The organism is Jannaschia helgolandensis, from assembly GCF_900109285.1.
GTDB lineage: Bacteria > Pseudomonadota > Alphaproteobacteria > Rhodobacterales > Rhodobacteraceae > Jannaschia > Jannaschia helgolandensis.
Genome location: NZ_FNZQ01000001.1, coordinates 419,426 through 437,245, shown reverse-complemented (window position 1 = coordinate 437,245; position 17,820 = coordinate 419,426). Strand labels below are relative to the sequence as shown.

Sequence of the window (17,820 nt, the reverse complement as noted above, 5' to 3'; positions counted from 1 at the left end):
GGAACGATCCGGGGCGATCACGCCCCGGCCTCCTCTGGTTCGGTGGCCTCGGCATCGCCTTCCGACGATCCGACCACATCCTCGGGGCTGACCCAGCCCAGCATCACGCGGGCGGTCATGATCATATCCTGCGCTTCCTCCAGCGAGACATCGAAAGGCTCCAGCAGGCCGTCGTCCTTGATTCGCTCGCCCTTTTCGACGGTCCAGCCCCCGGCCAGTTCCCAGTCGGCACAGGTTGCGAAGTCTTCCAGCGTCTTGATGCCATCGGCGGTCAGCGCCTGCAGCATCTGCGGCGTCAAACCCTCGAAATTGGCCAGATCGTCGGCCAGACCCGCCTCGCGGGCGGCATCCATCGCGGCCTTGTTCTGTGCCTCGATATAGTCGCGGGCACGGGCCTGCAATTCGCCCGCCGTGCCTTCGTCGACACCGTCGATGACCAGCAGTTCGTCGACCTCGACGTAGGCGACTTCCTCAAGGTTCGTGAACCCTTCGGAGACCAGAAGCTGGGCGAAGAACTCATCCAGATCCAGCGCCTCCATGAACAGCTTGGTGCGCAGCTCGAACTCGGCCTGGCGGCGCTTGCTCTCTTCTTCCTCGGTCAGGATGTCGATATCCAATCCGGTCAGTTGCGACGCCAGCCGCACGTTCTGACCGCGACGACCGATGGCCAGCGACAGCTGCTCCTCCGGCACCACGACTTCGATCCGCTCGGCGTCCTCGTCGATCACGACTTTCGTGACCTCGGCGGGCTGCAGCGCATTCACCAGGAACGTGGCCGCGTCATCGGTCCACGGGATGATGTCGATCTTTTCACCCTGAAGCTCGTTGACGACGGCCTGAACGCGCGATCCGCGCATACCTACGCAGGCGCCGACCGGGTCGATACTGCTGTCATAGCTGATCACGGCGATCTTGGCACGCGATCCCGGATCGCGGGCACAGGCCTTGATCTCGATCACGCCGTCATAAATCTCGGGCACTTCCATGCGGAACAGCTCGACCATGAACTCGGGCGCGGTGCGCGACAGGAAGATCTGCGGCCCGCGCTCCTCGCGGCGGACGTCCTTGATATAGACGCGGATCCGGTCGCCGGGGCGATAGCTCTCGCGCCCGATCTTGTCGTTACGGCGCAACGACGCTTCGCCCGCGCCGATATCGACGATGACGTTGCCATATTCCTCGCGCTTGACGACACCGTTGATGATTGTCCCGGCGCGGTCCTTGAACTCTTCGTACTGACGCTCGCGCTCGGCCTCGCGGACCTTCTGGATGATGACCTGCTTGGCCGACTGCGCGGCGATCCGGCCCATGTCGACAGGCGGCACTTCTTCCACGAACGTGTCGCCGATCTTGGGGTCGTCCAGATACGGCTTGGCCTGCTCGACGGTGAACTCGGCCTTTTCGTTCTCCAGCAACTCGTCCTCGACCACGGTGCGGACGCGGGTGAAAGTGGCGCGGCCCGACTTGCGGTCGATGGACACGCGGATGTCCATTTCGCTGCCGTAGCGCGACTTGGCGGCACGGGCGAGCGATTCCTCCATCGCCTCGATCACGAGGCCGGGGTCGATCATCTTCTCGCGGGCGACCGCGTCGGCGATCTGGAGAAGTTCCAGCTGGTTGGCGGATGTGATGGCCATGGGTTAGTCTTCCTCGCCGTCCATGAGAGTTTCTACTTCGTCGAACTGGGTCTCGTCGATCTGACCCTTGTCCTTGCGGTTTTTCAGCACCTCACGGATGAGATCATCCGTCAGGATCAGCTTGGCGTCCGACAGCCAGTCGAACTGCAATCCGATCGTCGGCGTCTCGGTGCCCTGTTCGATCTCGATCAGGACTTCGCCGTTTTCCGTGCCGCGCAGCCAGCCCTTGAACCGGCGCTGGCCGTCGATCAGGTTTTCCGTCTCGATCCGCGCCTCATAGCCGTCCCAGACGTCGAAATCCTTCAGCCGTGTCAAGGGGCGGTCGATGCCGGGGCTGCTGACTTCCAGCGTATATTCCTCGGAAATCGGGTCCTCGACATCCAGAACGGCGGAGACATCCGTGCTGATCTTCGCTAACTCGTCGACCTCGATGCCGCCCTCGGGCCGATCGGCCATGATCTGCAACGTCGCCGTCTTGCCCGACATCAGACGCAGACGCACCAACTCGAACCCCATGTCCTCGATGACGGGGGTGACGATCTCGGCGATGCGCTTGTCCTGCGCGGTCTTGGCGATCAGATCGGACATGATTCCCTGGACGTTGGGTGAAGGCACAAAAAAACGGGCGCGCGGCCCGTTGACTTATCCGGTGGGGCCAGTTGGCCGCCGCTGTTGAGGGGCATATAAGGAAGGGGTGGGGAACATGCAAGCGGTCTGCGCATTTGTATTGGCAGACAGATTGTTCCGCCGGAAACCGGAGACACCCATGACCCAGATCGACATCGCCCTGGCCGATATTCCCGAAGGTGTGCCGCATCAGCCCGACGGGGCAAAGGTCATCCTGATCCGCACCGGCGACGACGTGACCGCGCTGGCGCATCTCTGTCCGCATTATGGCCTGCCGCTGGCCAAGGGCGTGGTGCGCGACGGCACGCTGATATGCGCTTTTCATCATGCGTGTTTCAACGCCCGCACGGGTCGGCAAATCCAGCCGCCCGGCCATGCGGACCTGCGTCGATATACCGTCACGCAGAAGGACGGGCGGGTGATTGTCGATATCCCCGACACCGATCTGCACCTGGCACCGGACCATGCGCGTCTGGGCCTGAACCCGGAGCGCATCGTGATAGTCGGTGCCGGGGCGGCGGGGAATACCTGTGCGAAAACCCTGCGGGAGATGGGCTTCGAAGGGATCATCCAGATGATTTCTCCCGATGGCCTGCCGCTGGACCGCACGATGCTGTCGAAGGCCGTCCTGTCCGGTAGCAGAACTCCCGACGACGCGATCCTGACGGATGCCGATACGCTGGCCGACCTGGATGTGACGCTGGTGTCTGGCCAGGCTGTCGCCATCGAACCGGGCCAGGTGGTCATGGCCGATGGCGGTCGCCATGCCTTCGACAAGCTGCTCATCGCCCCCGGTGGCCGCCCGAATCGCCCGGACTTGCCGGGTGTCGATCTGCCGGGTGTGCATACGCTCCGCTCCGGCGCCGACGCCGCCGCGATTTCACAGGCGACCGAGACGACCGGATCCGCCGTTCTGATCGGGGGCGGTTTCATCGGGCTGGAAGGGGCCTTGTCGCTGGCCAAGCGCGGTTTGTCGGTCACTGTCGCAATGCGCGAGCAGGTGCCGCTGGCCCGTATTCTGGGCGAACGTCTCGGGCGCATCATTCAGGACGAGCATGAGGCGAAGGGCATCACATTCGTCCCCGGCGCATCCCTGACCTCAGTCACCGGCAAGGACAATGCAACGGGCGTGACGCTGGAAACCGGCGAAACGATCGACGCCGATCTTGTCCTTTTGGCGATGGGTGTGACCCCCGCCACAGATGCAATCGACGGATTGCGCACACAGGACGACGGCGGCGTGGTGACCGGCCCCGGCCTGTCGGTCCCCGGCCTGTCCGGCGTTTATGTCGCCGGCGACTGCGCAGTCGCACCGACGCCTTTCGGGACGGCCCGGATCGAACACTGGCGGGTCGCCTGTCAGCATGGTCGCAATGCAGCACTGGCAATGCTGGGGCAGGGGGTGCCGCTGGACATTCCGTTCTTCTGGACGGCACTGGGCCGCCAGTATCGCTATCTCGGTTACGCCGAAGACTGGGACGAGATCGAATTCGACGGGGATCCCACCGGCCCGTTTCTCGCGCGGTATATCAAGGACGGGCAGGTCAGGGCAGCGGTGACCGCCGGACGGGACGCGGACCTTGCGGCGCTCCATCTCGAAATGCTGGCGGCAGGCGGGCCGATCCCGGCCTGAGCCATCCGCCGTCGCGTCCGACGCGGATCACCCGCAGATCACCCGTCGGTCCGACGTTCGTTTCGGATCAGAAATCCCTGATCCGCACCGGGACAGGGCGCCGCGTCTTGCCCCGCAGCCGCGTCTGCTTCACCCTGCTCCGAAACAGGAGAATCCCATGCGCACCAAAGCCGCCGTCGCCGTTCAGGCCGGAAAACCCCTTGAAGTCATGGATGTAAATCTCGACGGCCCCCGCGCGGGCGAGGTGCTGGTCGAAATGAAGGCCACAGGCATCTGCCACACCGATGAATTCACCCTGTCGGGCGCTGATCCGGAAGGACTGTTTCCCGCGATTCTGGGCCACGAAGGTGCTGGAATCGTTCTGGAAGTCGGGGAAGGCGTCACCACCCTGAAGCCCGGCGATCACGTTATTCCGCTCTACACGCCCGAATGCCGTGAATGCGAGTATTGCCTGAACCCCAAGACGAACCTGTGCCAGAAGATCCGCACGACGCAAGGTCAGGGCCTGATGCCCGACGGCACATCGCGGTTCACGACCCTCGATGGCGATCCGATCCTGCATTACATGGGCTGCTCGACCTTCGCGAACCACTCCGTCCTGCCTGAAATCGCGCTTGCCAAGGTCCGCGAAGATGCTCCGTTCGACAAGATCTGCTACATCGGCTGCGGCGTCACGACGGGCATAGGGGCCGTCATAAATACCGCCAAGGTCGAGATCGGTTCGACCGCTATCGTGTTTGGACTGGGCGGTATCGGACTTAATGTAATTCAAGGACTTAGGCTGGCCGGTGCGGATCAGATCGTGGGGGTCGACCTGAACCCCGACAAGATCCCGATGGCGACCCGGTTCGGCATGACCGATTTCGTGAATCCGTCCGAAATCGACGGCGATCTGGTTGCCTATCTCGTGGCCCTGACCAGGGGTGGCGCGGATTATACCTTCGATGCGACCGGCAATGTCGGCGTTATGCGAACGGCGCTGGAGTCGGCGCACAAGGGCTGGGGCGAGAGCGTCATCATCGGCGTGGCCCCCGCGGGCGCGGAAATCTCGACGCGACCTTTCCAGCTTGTCACCGGGCGGGTCTGGCGCGGTACGGCCTTTGGCGGCGCGCGGGGCCGAACCGACGTCCCGAAAATCGTCGACTGGTACATGGATGGCAAGATCGAGATCGACCCGATGATCACGCACACGATGCCCTTGTCTGACATCAACAAGGGCTTCGATCTGATGCACGCGGGCGAAAGCATCCGCAGCGTGGTCATCTACTGACCTTTTCGGATTTCCCTCAGCCCAGCATTCCCAGGTCGCCGTCGATGGCAATGGCCTGACCCGAAATCGTGCGTCCGCGCGGACTGGCCAGCAGAAGAATCTGATCGGCCAGTTGCCGGGCCGTGACAAACTCGCGGATAGACACGCGATCAAAGGCTTCGGCCTCGATTTCGGGTATAGTCTTGCCACGGGACTGGGCGCGCGCTTCCATCACGCGGCGCTGACGATCGCCCGCGACCAGCCCCGGAAGGATCGCATTGGCACGGATACCGACCGGCCCAAGTTCCAACGCCAGTGATTTGGTGAATCCGACAACCCCCCATTTCGCCGCCGCATATGGCGTGCGCCGCGCGAACCCCAGCCGACCCGCTGCCGAGGACATGTTGGTGATCGACGCGTTGTCGCTGTTGCGCAGGGCCGTAATGGCGGCGCGGGTGCAGTTGAACTGTCCGGTCAGGCAGACGTTCAGCGTGCGCGCCCAGTCGTGGGGGTCGATGTCCTCGACCGCCGCCGTCGGCCCGGCAATGCCCGCGTTGTTCACCAGTGTATCCAGCCCGCCCAGATGTGCGATGGCGTCGGCGACGAACACGGCAGCGGCGGCCGGGTCCGATACGTCGCAGATAGTGGCGTGGACGCCGGGCAGGTCGTCGCGCAGCGCCTCCAGCGCGGCCTCGTCGATATCGCAGGTTGCAATGCGCGCGCCTTCGTCGTGGAAGGCCTGCACAATCTCGCGCCCGATGCCCGAAGCGCCTGCGGTAACGATGACCCGCGCATCTTTCAGTTGCATGTCCATGCCGAACCCTCCCAAGCTGTCAACAAACCGGAGGATGCGATGCCCCGCAAGGTCATGATCACCTGCGCCGTTACCGGCGCAATCCACACACCGACGATGTCTCCGCATCTTCCAGTCACGCCCTCCGAGATCGCAGAGGCCGCCATCGGAGCGGCAGAGGCGGGTGCGGCCCTCGTGCATGTCCATGCGCGCAACCCCCGGACCGGTCAGCCCGACCAGTCGCCCGAAGCCTTTGCGCCGATCCTGGGCGTGATCCGTCAGGGGTGCGACGCGGTCGTCAATATCACGACCGGCGGCGCCCCCACGATGCTGGTCGAGGAACGGGTCAAACCGGCGGCGCATTTCGCGCCCGAGGTGGCTTCGCTGAACATGGGTTCGATGAATTTCGGCCTCTACCCGATGCTCGACCGCTATCCACAGTTCAATCACGATTGGGAAAAACCATATCTGGAAGGGTCGAAGGATCGCATCTTCCGCAATACCTTTGCGGATATCGAATATATCCTCACGACATGCGCCGAAAACGGAACCCGCTTCGAAATCGAGTGCTATGATATCGGGCATCTCTATACGCTGGCGCATTTCGTGGACCGGGGTCTCGTGACGGCACCGTTTTTCGTGCAATCTGTCTTTGGACTTCTGGGGGGCATCGGCGGCCACCCGGAAGACGTTCTGCACATGAAGCGCACGGCGGATCGCCTTTTCGGGGATGACCTCGAATGGTCGGTGCTGGGCGCCGGGCGAAAGCAGATGGCGATTGCGCTGCAGTCAGTGACCCTTGGCGGCCATGTCCGTGTCGGACTGGAGGATAATCTGTGGATCGGGCCGGGCGAGCTGGCGCGGACCAACGCGGACCAGGTGACGAAAGCGCGACAGATGATCGAGGCGCTGGGGCTGGAGGTCGCCACACCCGCCGAGGCGCGTCAGATGCTGGCGCTCAAAGGCGGCGACCGGGTCGGATTCTGAGTGGCGTCCGCCGCAATGGACGGCGGCGACCGGCTTCGCTAGGCACGTCGAAAAGGAGCTTGCCTTGGCCAACCGCGACCGTCCTCTCCTCGCCGTCCTGATCGACGCCGATAATATTCCCGCCAAATTCGCCGAGGCGATCCTGAAAGAGATAACCAGTCTCGGGGAACCGGCATTGCGGCGGGTCTATGGCGACTGGTCGTCGGGGCAATTGCGCGGCTGGGCCGACAAGGTGTTGGAGCTGGGGCTGGTCGCGCATCAGGAAACCGCCAATACGAAGGGCAAGAACGCCAGCGACATCGGGCTGGTGATCGACGCGATGGACATCCTGAACGGCGGGCGCTTCGACGGTTTCGTTCTGGTCAGCTCCGACAGCGATTTCACCCGGCTGGCGTCGCGGATTCGCGAGGATGGGCTGGACGTGTTCGGCATTGGCGAAGGCAAGGCCCCCGAAAGTCTGCGCAACGTCTGCAACCGCTTCATCCTGATCGAAAACCTGATCGACGAACCTGCCGCGCCGCAAGATGCCACCGTTGCCGCCACCAAGCGGAAGCCCCAGGACGCGCTGCCCATGATCCTGCGCGCCATGGAGCAGATGAACCAGGAAGACGACTGGGTTGCACTGGGAGCATTGGGCAGCACGATCATGGCCGCGGTGCCCGACTTCGACACCCGGACCTATGGCAAGCGCAAGCTGAGCGAGCTGATTGGCGACATTCGGCGGCTCGAGACCCGGAAAGAGGGCAATCAGCTGATGGTGCGACGCCGGGACTGACGATCCGCCGCCTGAGGGTTATTCGACGTCGGGCGCGCCGAACCGCTGTCGGATTTCGCGCAGCACGGGAATGGCGGCGCGGGTCCGGCCCTCGCCGATTTCGCGCACCGCCTGCGCCATGATCGGGCGGATCGCGGCAAGCGCCGCTTCTCGCGCGGCAATGCCGGACGGGCTTATGGCGACACGCTTGCGCCGCGCATCGTCCCAGTCGGGTCGAACGTGGATATGCCCCGCCCATTCCAGTTTCGCCAGCGTATTGGTCACCGCTCCGCGCGTCAGGTGGAAGGTGCGGGCCAGTTCCGTCGGGCTACGTTCCACCGGAGTCTGCGCCAGGTGGTTGAGCACGATGAAATGCGACAACTCCATTCCCTTGGGCAGGGCGCGGGTCAGACGTGCGCGCACAAGCTGATCTGCGGTCAGCATTTCGCTGAACAGCGCCACGGCCAGCCTGTCGGCGTCGTCGTCTGCGGCCTCGGTCATGGTCCTTCCCATCTTTGATCCGCGGTCAGCGAAGGCACACGCGACCGGGCCCCGGTCACCGCGTCGGGGTCGACGTCCACGACATAGGCCCCGGGTTCGGTCCCGGCGTCCAGCAAAACCTCGCCCCAGGGGGCAACGACCATGGAGTGACCATGCGTCTGGATCGTCCGGTCCGGCGTGACGGCGTGCGATCCGGTCTGTCCGGGGGCGAGGACGAAGCACCCCGTCTCGATCGCGCGGGCGCGCAACAGCACCTCCCAATGGGCGGCCCCGGTAACGGCAGTGAAGGCGGCGGGAATAGTCAGAAAAGACGCGCCGGCCTGCGCCAGTTTGCGATAGAGCATTGGGAAGCGGACATCATAGCAAACCGTCATTCCCAGCTTGCCCCAGGGCGTATCGGCCAAGGTGGCCTGGGTGCCCGGGCGATAAGCGGACGACTCGCGATAGCTTTCGGTCGCGCTCACGTCGACGTCGAACATGTGGATTTTATCATAGCGCGCGACAATCGTGCCCGCCGGGTTGATCAGGAACGAGCGGTTGGCAAAGCGTCCCTCCGGGTCGGCCGTGCGCAGGGCGAGGCTGCCGATCAGCAACCAGATACCATGCGCCTGAGCTGCGTCTCTCAGGCCCGCCAGCGTGGGGTCGCGAACCTCGGGGCGCAGGATGTCGCGTTGATAGCTGCGGTTGAAGGACAGGCAGTTCGTGACCTCGGGCGTCAGAACGATCTCCGCGCCCTGCGCAGCCGCATCGGCCATGAGTGCCAGCGTCTCGGCCAGATTTTCCGTCGGATCGTCCGAGACGTTGAGCTGAAGAAGACCCGCCCGCATCAGGCTTGCAACAGCGCGTCGAGCTTGCCCGCATCCTGTAATGCGAACAGCTCGTCGCAGCCGCCGACATGGGTGTCGCCGATGAAGATCTGGGGTGTACTGCTGCGACCCTTGGCGCGCTGCATCATTTCGGCACGCTTGCCGGGCATCCGGCTGACGTCGAATTCGGTCACCGGCGCGCCTTTTTTGGCCAGCAGGCGTAATGCGGCGGTGCAGAACCCGCAGCGCGGCTGGGTATAGATTTCAACGGTTTTCATGGCTCACGCTCCTTCAGAGGTCAGCCCTGCATATAGACGGTCAGCGGTCCTTCGCAACGCGCGCAAGTACCAGCACGCTGATGCGGGACGCCCCGCCCTGCCGCAGCGCATCGGCACAGGCGGCCAGTGTCGCGCCCGAGGTCATTACGTCGTCGATCAATGCGACGTGCCGCCCGGCGACCGTCGCGCCCGCCGTACAGCGGATCGAACCGGCGATATTGGCGAAACGGTCGGGGACGGACCTGTGATCCTGACTCAATGTTGCGCGGTGGCGAGTCAGAGCCATCATCGCACAAGTCCCGCCCGTCAGCCGGGCCAGTTGCCGTGCCAGTAAAGCGGCCTGATTGTAGCGGCGGCGCAGCAGCCGCCAGCGATGGACGGGCACGGGAATCAGAAGTGTCTCCGGTGTCAGGATATCGCGGGCACTGCGGTGCATCCAGCGCGCCGCGCCCTTGGCCAGTTCGGTCCGGTCGCCATGCTTCAGCGCCAGCACCAGCCGCCGTGCGCCACCGCCATATGCCAGCGCCGCGCGCCCCTCGTCCCATGGACGCGCAAACGTCAGGCAATCGTCGCAACGCGCCACGCCGTCATCCTGCCCCGGCAGGCCGGTGCCGCACATATCGCAACAGGCCCCCGTCAGGAACGGCGTATCGGTCCAACATGCGGGGCAGAGCGCGCCATCTTCCTGCACGCGTTCGTCGCACATCATACAGGTCGTCGGATACAGCGCCTCGCGCAGCACCGCAGCACTCCGCCGTGCCACCCTTTGCAACGTGATCGCCATGTCCTAAGTCCCCGATATGCCTCAACCGCCCCTGACCGATCGTTCAAGCCTTGCCCTGCACCGCGCCCGCGCGGACGGGTCGGCATGGTTCCTGCACGCCGCCGCCATCGAGGAAGTTCAGGAAAGACTGAAAGACGTTAACAGAACCTTTACATCGCCCGTGATCGTTACCGCTCATCCGGACGTCTGGGCCAAGGCTGTGCCCGATGCCGCATTGGTGGCCGAGGGCGATGTGCTGGACCTTACGCCCGACGCGCATGATCTGGTCATTCACGCGATGTGCCTGCATTGGGCCGATGATCCGGTGGGACAGCTGATCCAATGTCGCCGTGCCCTGCGCGAGGATGGTTTGCTTCTGGTCGCGACCTTGGGGGGCGAGACACTGACCGAATTACGGGCCGCGCTGGCGCAGGCCGAGACGGAGATTCTGGGCGGACTTAGCCCACGTGTCGCACCGATGGGCGAAATCCGCGATCTGGGCGCATTGCTGGGCCGGGCGGGACTGGCGCTGCCGGTGGCGGATGCGATCACGCTGACGGTGCGGTATCGTGATCTGGCACAACTGGCCCACGACCTGCGCGCCATGGGCGAAACCAATGCCCTGGCTGCGCGTCATCGCCGCACCCCGCCGCGCGCCCTGTTCGACCGGGCGGCACGGATCTATGCTGATGCTTTCCCCGAGGGCGATGGCATCAAGGCTACGTTCCAGACGGTCTTCCTGACGGGCTGGGCCCCGTCCGACACGCAACAGAAACCGCTCCGCCCCGGATCGGCGCAGGCCCGACTGGCCGATGCGCTGGGGGTTCCGGAACTTGGATCAGGCGAATGAATGACATGACCTATACGCCGCTGCCGCATGCCCCAGTCGATCACCCGAAGGTGCGGATGGGAAAGATCGGTGTGCTTGTCGCGAACCTGGGCACACCGGACGGATACGATTACTGGTCGATGCGCCGCTATCTGAACGAATTTCTGTCAGATCGCCGCGTCATCGATTATTCGCCGTTCCTGTGGCAGCCCCTGTTGCAGGGCATCATCCTGACGTCGCGGCCGTTCCGGTCTGGCGCGAATTACAAGTCGATCTGGAATCACGAGGCCGGGGAAAGCCCGCTGGCCACGATCACCAAGGCGCAAACAGCCAAGATCGCCGCGCGGATGCAGGCCCGGCATGGGGATCGGGTGATGGTTGATTATGCAATGCGCTACGGCAAGCCGTCGACCATCGACAAGGTGCGCGCGCTGCAGGAGGCCGGGTGCGACCGTATCGTGTTCTTTCCGCTGTATCCGCAATATGCGGGCGCGACCTCGGCCACCGCGAACGATCAGTTCTTCCGCGCGCTGATGAAACTGAAGTGGCAGCCCAGCAGCCGCACGGTGCCCGCCTATTTCGAAGACCCTCGGTATATCGAGGCCCTGGCCCAATCGGTTGAGCGTGCCTATGCCGCCGCCACGGACAAGCCCGACATTCTGGTCTGTTCCTACCACGGGGTGCCGAAACGGTATCTGATGGAGGGCGACCCCTATCATTGCCAATGCCAGAAAACGACGCGCCTGCTGCGCGAACGGCTGGGTTGGGATGCGGCGGCGATCACCACGACCTTCCAGTCGAAGTTCGGCCCCGAGGAGTGGTTGAAGCCCTATACGGTAGAAGAAGTCGCGCGCCTGGCCAAGGCAGGTAAGAAAAAGATCGCCGTGATCGCGCCTGCATTTTCTGCCGACTGCATCGAAACGCTGGAAGAGATCAACGAAGAGATCAAGGAAAGCTTCAAAGATGCAGGCGGTGAAAGCTTCACCTACATTCCGTGCCTGAACGACGACGACGCGCATATTGACGCACTGTCGGACATTATCGACGACAATCTGTCAGGCTGGCTTTGATGCCTTGTGACATGACCCCGATCTGCAAATCGCGGAACGGGGTCATGCGGACGGATCAACCGCTGATAAGACGCCCGGTAAAAATCTGGGTGCCGACACGAACCTGACACAGGCCGTCCTTCAACATTTGAACGAGTTGACCCTGAATCGACAGGTGATTTCCGATCACGATAGTCTTGAGCATGCGGTTTCCCCCTTTGGAGCGCGAACTGGGACGATCTTATGTCATAAAATAGACAAAGGAAGACAAATTATGGCAATTTCTTGCTCAAATCATGAACTGTTGAAGGCAAGTTACAGCCAATCCCGCAAAATTGCGATTAGCGGAATGTCGGCAGCAGGCATCGGATAATCCCGTAAATCGTTTGGCCGCACCCATTTTAGAGCCTGACCTTCCTGTGCCTGTGGCTGTCCCAGCCAACGGCGACAGGCAAACAGCGGCATCAGCAGATGAAAGTCGTCATATCCGTGTGACGCGAACGTCAGGGGTGCCAGACAACTGGCCCATGTGTCGATTCCAAGCTCTTCCTGCAACTCGCGAATCAGGGCGGCTTCGGGGGTTTCGCCCGGCTCGACCTTACCACCCGGAAACTCCCACAGGCCCGCCATCGGCTTGCCCTCCGGTCGCTGTGCCAGAAGTACGCGCCCGTCGACGTCAATCAGCGCGACAGCCGAAACCAGTACGGTTTTCATCCGCGGAGCCGGATCAAGACCGATAGTCCGCGTTGATCTCGATGTAGCGATAGGTCAGATCGCAGGTCCACATCGTGTCTTCGGCCTGACCCATACCCATCTCGACTGTCAGCAGGATACGGTCGCGTTTCATATATTCCGCGCCCGCATCTTCGGTGTAACCGGGGCTGACCTGCCCGTTCTCGGCGACCAGAATATCACCGAAACTGATGCGCAGCTTGTCGCGGTCGGCCTGCGCGCCGGACTTGCCGACGGCCATGACGACGCGGCCCCAGTTCGGGTCCTCGCCCGCGATGGCGGTCTTCACCAGTGGCGAATTGGCGATGGCCGAGGCGACGCGACGGGCATCCAATGCATTGGCGGCACCCTTCACGCGGACTTCGACCAGTTTGGTCGCGCCCTCGCCGTCCTTGACAAGTTGCAACGCCAGATCGTGCAGCACCTGATGCAGCGCCTCCTTGAAGTCGCGCCCCGCCCTGGTCCGCGCCGAGGTGATCGGCTCGTTCCCGGCGTGGCCGGTGGCCACCAATATCAATGTGTCAGATGTAGATGTATCGCTGTCCACCGTCACGGCATTGAACGTCTGTTTCGTCAGGTCCGACAGCATGGTCTGCAAGGCGCGGTCCTGCACGGCGGCGTCGGTGAAAACATAGGCCAGCATCGTCGCCATGTCGGGGGCGATCATGCCCGATCCCTTGGCGATACCGGCGATGGTCACGGTCTTGCCGCCGACATCGACCGTGCGGCTCGATCCCTTGGGAAAGGTGTCCGTCGTCATGATCGCGCGGGCCGCCGTGCCCATCTCGCCTGCGTCCAGCCTGGTCGCCAGCTTGTCCAGCACCGCAGTGATCCGGTCGTGCGGCAAGGGTTGACCGATCACGCCGGTCGAAGCGGTCAACACCCGCGACGCGGGCAGGCCAAGCGCATGGCTGACCCCTGTGCTGATGGCCTGAACCGACTGATCGCCCGCCGCCCCGGTGAAGGCATTGGAATTGCCCGAATTCACCAGAATCGCCCAACCGCCGGACGCGGCCTTTCTCTTCAACTTGTCCTGACAGTCGCGCACGGCGGCCGATCTCGTGGCCGACGTGGTGAAGACGCCCGCGACCGACGATCCGGCGGCGATTTCGGCCAGCATCACGTCGGTGCGGTTCTTGTATTTGACGCCCGCCTGTGCCGTGGCAAAGCGGACGCCATCAATGGCGGGCAATTCGGGAAATTCGGGCGCCAGGGGCGAGGTCAGCGGTCCCTTGGGACCATTCACCTGCGCCTCCAGCTGGGCGATCCGGGCGATCAGGTCCTTTTTTTTCGGACCCTTCGCCGTATTGGAAGCCTTCTTTTTCCCGTCTTTGCCCATCGAACTATTCCTCCAGCAGATCAGTCTGGCGGATCAGTGCAGGATCGATTTCGACTTCGCTCCGGCTGATATCGGCTTCGCCGGTCAGGCGATCTACTTCGGCTTCCACGGCGGCATTGCGGACCATTGCTTCAAGTTCGGCTTTGACCTCGTCCAACTCGGGGACGTCCTGATCGCGGGTCTCGTTCAGCTTGATGACATGCCAGCCGAACTGCGTCTGCACCGGAGCTGAAACTTCACCCGGTTCCATTCCGGCAACGGCATTTTCGAATTCCGGAACCATCATGCCGGGGCCGAACCAGCCCAGCTGACCTCCGTTGGGACCGGACGGGCCAGTGGATTTCTCCTGCGCCAGTTCGGCGAAGTCGGCACCGCCGTCCAGGGCTTCGATCAGGGCCTGCGCCTCTTCCTCGGTCTCGACCAGGATGTGGCTGGCATTGAACTCCGGCTGGGCCTCCATGTTTCCGTATTCCGCGTCATAGGCCGCCTGCAGGGCTTCGTCGCTGACCGGTTCTGACGACAGCCTGTCGATTTCGCGGCTGGCGAGATAGGCGCGCACCTCGTTCTCCTTGCCGATTTCGGTGGCTTTCGACGGGGTCGCGGCATCAGCCAGTACTTGCTGCTGAATCACCTGATCGAGCATGCCCTGATACAGGGTAGCATCATCCAATTGCTGGAATTGCGCGGGCAGGCGTTCGCGCAGTGCAATCACGTGGCCCAGCGTGACATCGGTGCCATTGACGGTCGCCAGAACCGTATCTGCGTCGACGGTCGTGTCGCTATCGGCGAAAACCGGCGTGGTGAGGCTAAGCGCGGCTGCGCCGATCAGGAGATATTTCATATGTGATCCTTTCAGGCCATCAGGCCAGTGTTCGGTTGTGTCCCAATGGGCGTTCGTTGACACCCGTGGGGGCGGGTCTTAAGTGCGACGAGGACTTATTTTTACCGCGCCCGCCCATGATTTGCCCCTGTGATATGGGGCCTTTTCACGGTCGGCAAGGGCGCGAGAGGCGGGACGACTGATGCTTGGACTTGGTGCAATTGCAAAGAAGGTGTTCGGCACACCCAACGACCGCAAGGTCAAAGGCACGCTGAAGTTGGTCGAACGGATCAATGCGCTGGAGCCGGAGTTCCAGAAACTTTCCGATGACGAGATCAAGGCGAAGACCGAAACTCTCAAGGAACGCGCGCAAAAAGGCGAGTCGCTGGACGACCTGTTGCCCGAAGCGTTTGCCAACTGCCGCGAGGCGGCTCGCCGCGCATTGGGCCTGCGGGCCTTCGATACGCAGTTGATGGGCGGCATCTTCCTGCATCAGGGTAACATTTCCGAGATGAAAACGGGCGAGGGAAAGACGCTCGTTGCAACCTTTCCGGCTTATCTGAACGCGCTGTCTGGCAAGGGTGTGCATGTCGTCACGGTCAATGACTATCTGGCGCGCCGTGACGCGGACTGGATGTCCAAGGTCTATGGCGCGTTGGGCCTGACCACCGGCGTCGTCGTCCCACAGCAACCCGACGACGAGAAGCGCGCGGCCTATGCCGCCGACATCACCTACGCCACAAACAACGAGCTTGGGTTCGACTACCTGCGCGACAATATGCGCTCCTCCAAGGCCGAGATGGCGCAGCGTGGGCATAACTTCGCCATCGTGGACGAAGTCGACTCGATCCTGATCGACGAAGCGCGGACACCGCTGATCATCTCGGGCCCGTCCGAAGACCGCAGCGACCTTTATACGCGCGTCGATCAGCTGATCCCCGAGATCACCGAGGAGCACTTCAAAAAGGACGAGAAGCAACGCTCCGTCACCTTCACCGACGAGGGCAACGAATGGCTGGAGGAGCGCTTGCTGTCTGCGGGTATCCTGCCGCAAGGCCAGTCGCTTTATGACCCGGAATCGACCACCATCGTCCACCACGTCAACCAGGGTCTGCGCGCGCACAAGTTGTTCGCCAAGGATCAGCAATATATCGTTCGCGACGATCAGGTCGTCCTGATCGACGAATTCACGGGCCGCATGATGGCCGGTCGTCGCCTGTCCGACGGTCTGCATCAGGCGATCGAGGCCAAGGAAGGGGTGCCGATCCAGCCGGAGAACGTGACCCTCGCCTCGGTGACGTTCCAGAACTATTTCCGGCTTTATTCCAAGCTGGCGGGCATGACCGGCACGGCGGCGACCGAGGCAGAGGAATTTGGATCGATCTATGGTCTGGGCGTGGTCGAGGTTCCGACCAACCGCCCGATCGCACGTGCCGACGAACACGATCAGGTCTATCGCACCGCGCAGGAGAAGTTTTCCGCCGTGGTCGCCGAGATCAAGACCGCCCACACCAAGGGTCAGCCGGTGCTGGTCGGCACCACGTCCATCGAAAAGTCCGAAATGCTGGCGCAGTTGCTTGAAGCCGAAGGTCTGCCCCACAACGTCCTGAACGCCCGTCAGCACGAGCAGGAGGCGCAGATCATCGCCGATGCGGGCAAGGTGGGCGCGATCACGATTGCCACCAACATGGCCGGGCGCGGGACCGATATCCAATTGGGCGGCAACGTCGAGATGAAGGTGCTGGAGGCGCTGGCCGCCGATCCCGAAGCGCACCCTGACGAAATCCGCACCCGGATCGAGGCGGAACACGCCGACGAAAAAAAGCAGGTGCTGGAAGCCGGGGGGCTGTTTGTTCTGGCCACCGAGCGCCACGAAAGCCGTCGCATCGATAACCAGTTGCGCGGACGCTCCGGTCGTCAGGGCGACCCGGGCCGGTCGGTATTCTTCCTGTCGCTGGACGACGATCTGATGCGGATCTTCGGATCGGAACGTCTGGAAAAGGTGCTGAATACGCTGGGCATGAAGGAAGGCGAGGCGATTATTCACCCATGGGTGAACAAGTCGCTGGAGCGGGCGCAGGCGAAGGTCGAGGGACGCAACTTCGACATCCGCAAGCAATTGCTGAAGTTCGACGACGTGATGAACGATCAGCGCAAGGCGGTGTTCGAGCAGCGGCTGGAAATCATGGAAGCCGAAGACATCGCCGAGATCGCGCAGGACATGCGCCAGCAGGTGATCGACGATCTGGTGGACGAATACTTGCCGCCCAAGTCCTATGCCGATCAGTGGGACGCCAAGGGTCTGTATGCTGCGGTTATCGAAATCCTGGCCGTCGAGGCTCCGGTGATCGAATGGGCTGACGAGGACGGCGTCGATCAGGAGATCGTGCGCGAACGCCTGTACGAGGCGACCGACAAGCTGATGGCCGAAAAGGCCGAGGCCTTCGGGGATGAACAGATGCGGCAGATCGAAAAGCAGTTCCTTCTGCAGACCATCGACGGCAAATGGCGTGAGCATCTGTTGACCCTGGAACATTTGCGCTCGGTCGTGGGCTTCCGCGGGTATGCGCAGCGCGATCCGCTGAACGAGTACAAGACCGAAGGATTCCAGCTGTTCGAAACGATGCTCGACAGCCTGCGTGTCGAGGTGACCAAGAAGCTGGCTCGCGTGCGCCCCCTGTCGGAGGAGGAGCGCAAGGCGATGATCGAACAGATGATCGCCCAGCAACGTGCCGCCGCCGGACAGGCCGCACCTGCCGCCGCCGAGGCAGAATCGACCTCCGCCCCCGGTGCGGATGAGTCCGAAGCCACGCCCGGCTTCCTTGAGGACGATCCGACCACATGGGGCAATCCGGGCCGCAACGATCCCTGTCCCTGCGGATCGGGCAAGAAATTCAAACACTGCCACGGAGCGTATTGAAGCTCGGGTAGGGACAATGGTCGGGAAATCAGCGCGACTGCTCCGTAGAATCGCCTGATTCCGCTGTCATCACCAAGGAAACGCCATGTTTCCGAGGATCAAT

General features: G+C 62.8%; 18 protein-coding genes. 7 read left to right on the top strand and 11 right to left on the bottom strand.

Annotation, left to right across the window (positions count from 1 at the left end; genetic code table 11):
* Positions 1–17 precede the first annotated feature (17 nt).
* Together nusA and rimP are read right to left on the bottom strand one after the other, a co-directional pair.
* Complete coding sequence (nusA, locus tag BMY38_RS02045) at positions 18–1,637, bottom strand: transcription termination factor NusA (RefSeq protein WP_092759299.1); 1,620 nt, start codon at positions 1,635–1,637, stop codon at positions 18–20.
* Between the two features lie 3 nt (positions 1,638–1,640).
* Positions 1,641–2,225 (bottom strand): ribosome maturation factor RimP, encoded by a 585-nt coding sequence (gene rimP / locus BMY38_RS02040; protein WP_092759297.1) that lies wholly within the window; start codon positions 2,223–2,225, stop codon positions 1,641–1,643.
* A 178-nt stretch (positions 2,226–2,403) separates the two neighbouring features.
* Between rimP and BMY38_RS02035 the strand changes: the two genes are divergently transcribed.
* Positions 2,404–3,897, top strand: a complete 1,494-nt coding sequence (locus tag BMY38_RS02035; RefSeq protein WP_175495737.1) for an FAD-dependent oxidoreductase — start codon at positions 2,404–2,406, stop codon at positions 3,895–3,897.
* 157 nt (positions 3,898–4,054) lie between these two features.
* Positions 4,055–5,167 (top strand): S-(hydroxymethyl)glutathione dehydrogenase/class III alcohol dehydrogenase, encoded by a 1,113-nt coding sequence (locus BMY38_RS02030; RefSeq protein ID WP_092759293.1) that lies wholly within the window; start codon positions 4,055–4,057, stop codon positions 5,165–5,167.
* 16 nt (positions 5,168–5,183) lie between these two features.
* Here BMY38_RS02030 and BMY38_RS02025 read toward each other — a convergent pair whose 3' ends face one another.
* Positions 5,184–5,960: an SDR family oxidoreductase gene (locus BMY38_RS02025; protein WP_092759291.1), complete on the bottom strand. Its 777-nt coding sequence runs from the start codon at positions 5,958–5,960 to the stop codon at positions 5,184–5,186.
* Between the two features lie 39 nt (positions 5,961–5,999).
* Between BMY38_RS02025 and kce the strand changes: the two genes are divergently transcribed.
* Positions 6,000–6,926, top strand: coding sequence for a 3,5-dioxohexanoate:acetyl-CoA acetone transferase (kce, locus tag BMY38_RS02020; protein ID WP_092759289.1), 927 nt, complete (start codon positions 6,000–6,002; stop codon positions 6,924–6,926).
* Between the two features lie 64 nt (positions 6,927–6,990).
* Entirely contained in the window at positions 6,991–7,701 is a 711-nt protein-coding gene (locus tag BMY38_RS02015) for an NYN domain-containing protein (RefSeq protein WP_092759287.1), read from the top strand.
* 18 nt (positions 7,702–7,719) lie between these two features.
* Here the strand turns inward: BMY38_RS02015 and BMY38_RS02010 are convergent, their stop codons facing one another.
* The 4 genes from BMY38_RS02010 to BMY38_RS01995 are packed head-to-tail and all read right to left on the bottom strand — an operon-like array spanning position 7,720 to position 10,049.
* A complete protein-coding gene (locus BMY38_RS02010; protein WP_092759285.1) occupies positions 7,720–8,181 on the bottom strand; it encodes a MarR family winged helix-turn-helix transcriptional regulator in 462 nt (153 codons plus the stop codon).
* Positions 8,178–9,008 (bottom strand): carbon-nitrogen hydrolase family protein, encoded by an 831-nt coding sequence (locus tag BMY38_RS02005; RefSeq protein ID WP_092759283.1) that lies wholly within the window; start codon positions 9,006–9,008, stop codon positions 8,178–8,180. Before BMY38_RS02005 ends, BMY38_RS02010 begins: the two co-directional genes overlap by 4 nt.
* On the bottom strand, positions 9,008–9,265 hold the full coding sequence (grxC, locus tag BMY38_RS02000) for a glutaredoxin 3 (protein ID WP_092759281.1): 258 nt from the start codon (positions 9,263–9,265) through the stop codon (positions 9,008–9,010). The genes BMY38_RS02005 and grxC overlap by 1 nt, the downstream gene beginning before the upstream one ends.
* Positions 9,266–9,305: 40 nt before the next feature.
* Positions 9,306–10,049, bottom strand: coding sequence for a ComF family protein (locus BMY38_RS01995; protein ID WP_092759279.1), 744 nt, complete (start codon positions 10,047–10,049; stop codon positions 9,306–9,308).
* A 16-nt stretch (positions 10,050–10,065) separates the two neighbouring features.
* Here BMY38_RS01995 and BMY38_RS01990 point away from each other — a divergent pair, with 16 nt between their 5' ends.
* Positions 10,066–10,878 (top strand): methyltransferase domain-containing protein, encoded by an 813-nt coding sequence (locus BMY38_RS01990; RefSeq protein WP_092759277.1) that lies wholly within the window; start codon positions 10,066–10,068, stop codon positions 10,876–10,878.
* Positions 10,875–11,927 (top strand): ferrochelatase, encoded by a 1,053-nt coding sequence (gene hemH, locus BMY38_RS01985; protein ID WP_092759275.1) that lies wholly within the window; start codon positions 10,875–10,877, stop codon positions 11,925–11,927. Before BMY38_RS01990 ends, hemH begins: the two co-directional genes overlap by 4 nt.
* A 55-nt stretch (positions 11,928–11,982) precedes the next feature.
* On the opposite strand, the gene BMY38_RS18540 is transcribed toward hemH, so the two are convergent.
* The 4 genes from BMY38_RS18540 to BMY38_RS01965 form a co-directional block, all read right to left on the bottom strand.
* Complete coding sequence (locus BMY38_RS18540) at positions 11,983–12,111, bottom strand: hypothetical protein (protein WP_092759273.1); 129 nt, start codon at positions 12,109–12,111, stop codon at positions 11,983–11,985.
* A 110-nt stretch (positions 12,112–12,221) separates the two neighbouring features.
* Entirely contained in the window at positions 12,222–12,620 is a 399-nt protein-coding gene (gene mutT / locus BMY38_RS01975; protein WP_092759271.1) for an 8-oxo-dGTP diphosphatase MutT, read from the bottom strand.
* A gap of 13 nt (positions 12,621–12,633) precedes the next feature.
* Positions 12,634–13,977 (bottom strand): bifunctional glutamate N-acetyltransferase/amino-acid acetyltransferase ArgJ, encoded by a 1,344-nt coding sequence (gene argJ, locus BMY38_RS01970; RefSeq protein WP_092759269.1) that lies wholly within the window; start codon positions 13,975–13,977, stop codon positions 12,634–12,636.
* Between the two features lie 4 nt (positions 13,978–13,981).
* Positions 13,982–14,818 carry a peptidylprolyl isomerase gene (locus BMY38_RS01965; RefSeq protein WP_092759267.1) on the bottom strand — a complete coding sequence of 279 codons (837 nt, stop codon included), beginning with the start codon at positions 14,816–14,818 and terminating at the stop codon, positions 13,982–13,984.
* Between the two features lie 181 nt (positions 14,819–14,999).
* Between BMY38_RS01965 and secA the strand changes: the two genes are divergently transcribed.
* Positions 15,000–17,717: a preprotein translocase subunit SecA gene (gene secA, locus BMY38_RS01960; protein ID WP_092759265.1), complete on the top strand. Its 2,718-nt coding sequence runs from the start codon at positions 15,000–15,002 to the stop codon at positions 17,715–17,717.
* The last annotated feature ends 103 nt before the right edge of the window (positions 17,718–17,820 follow it).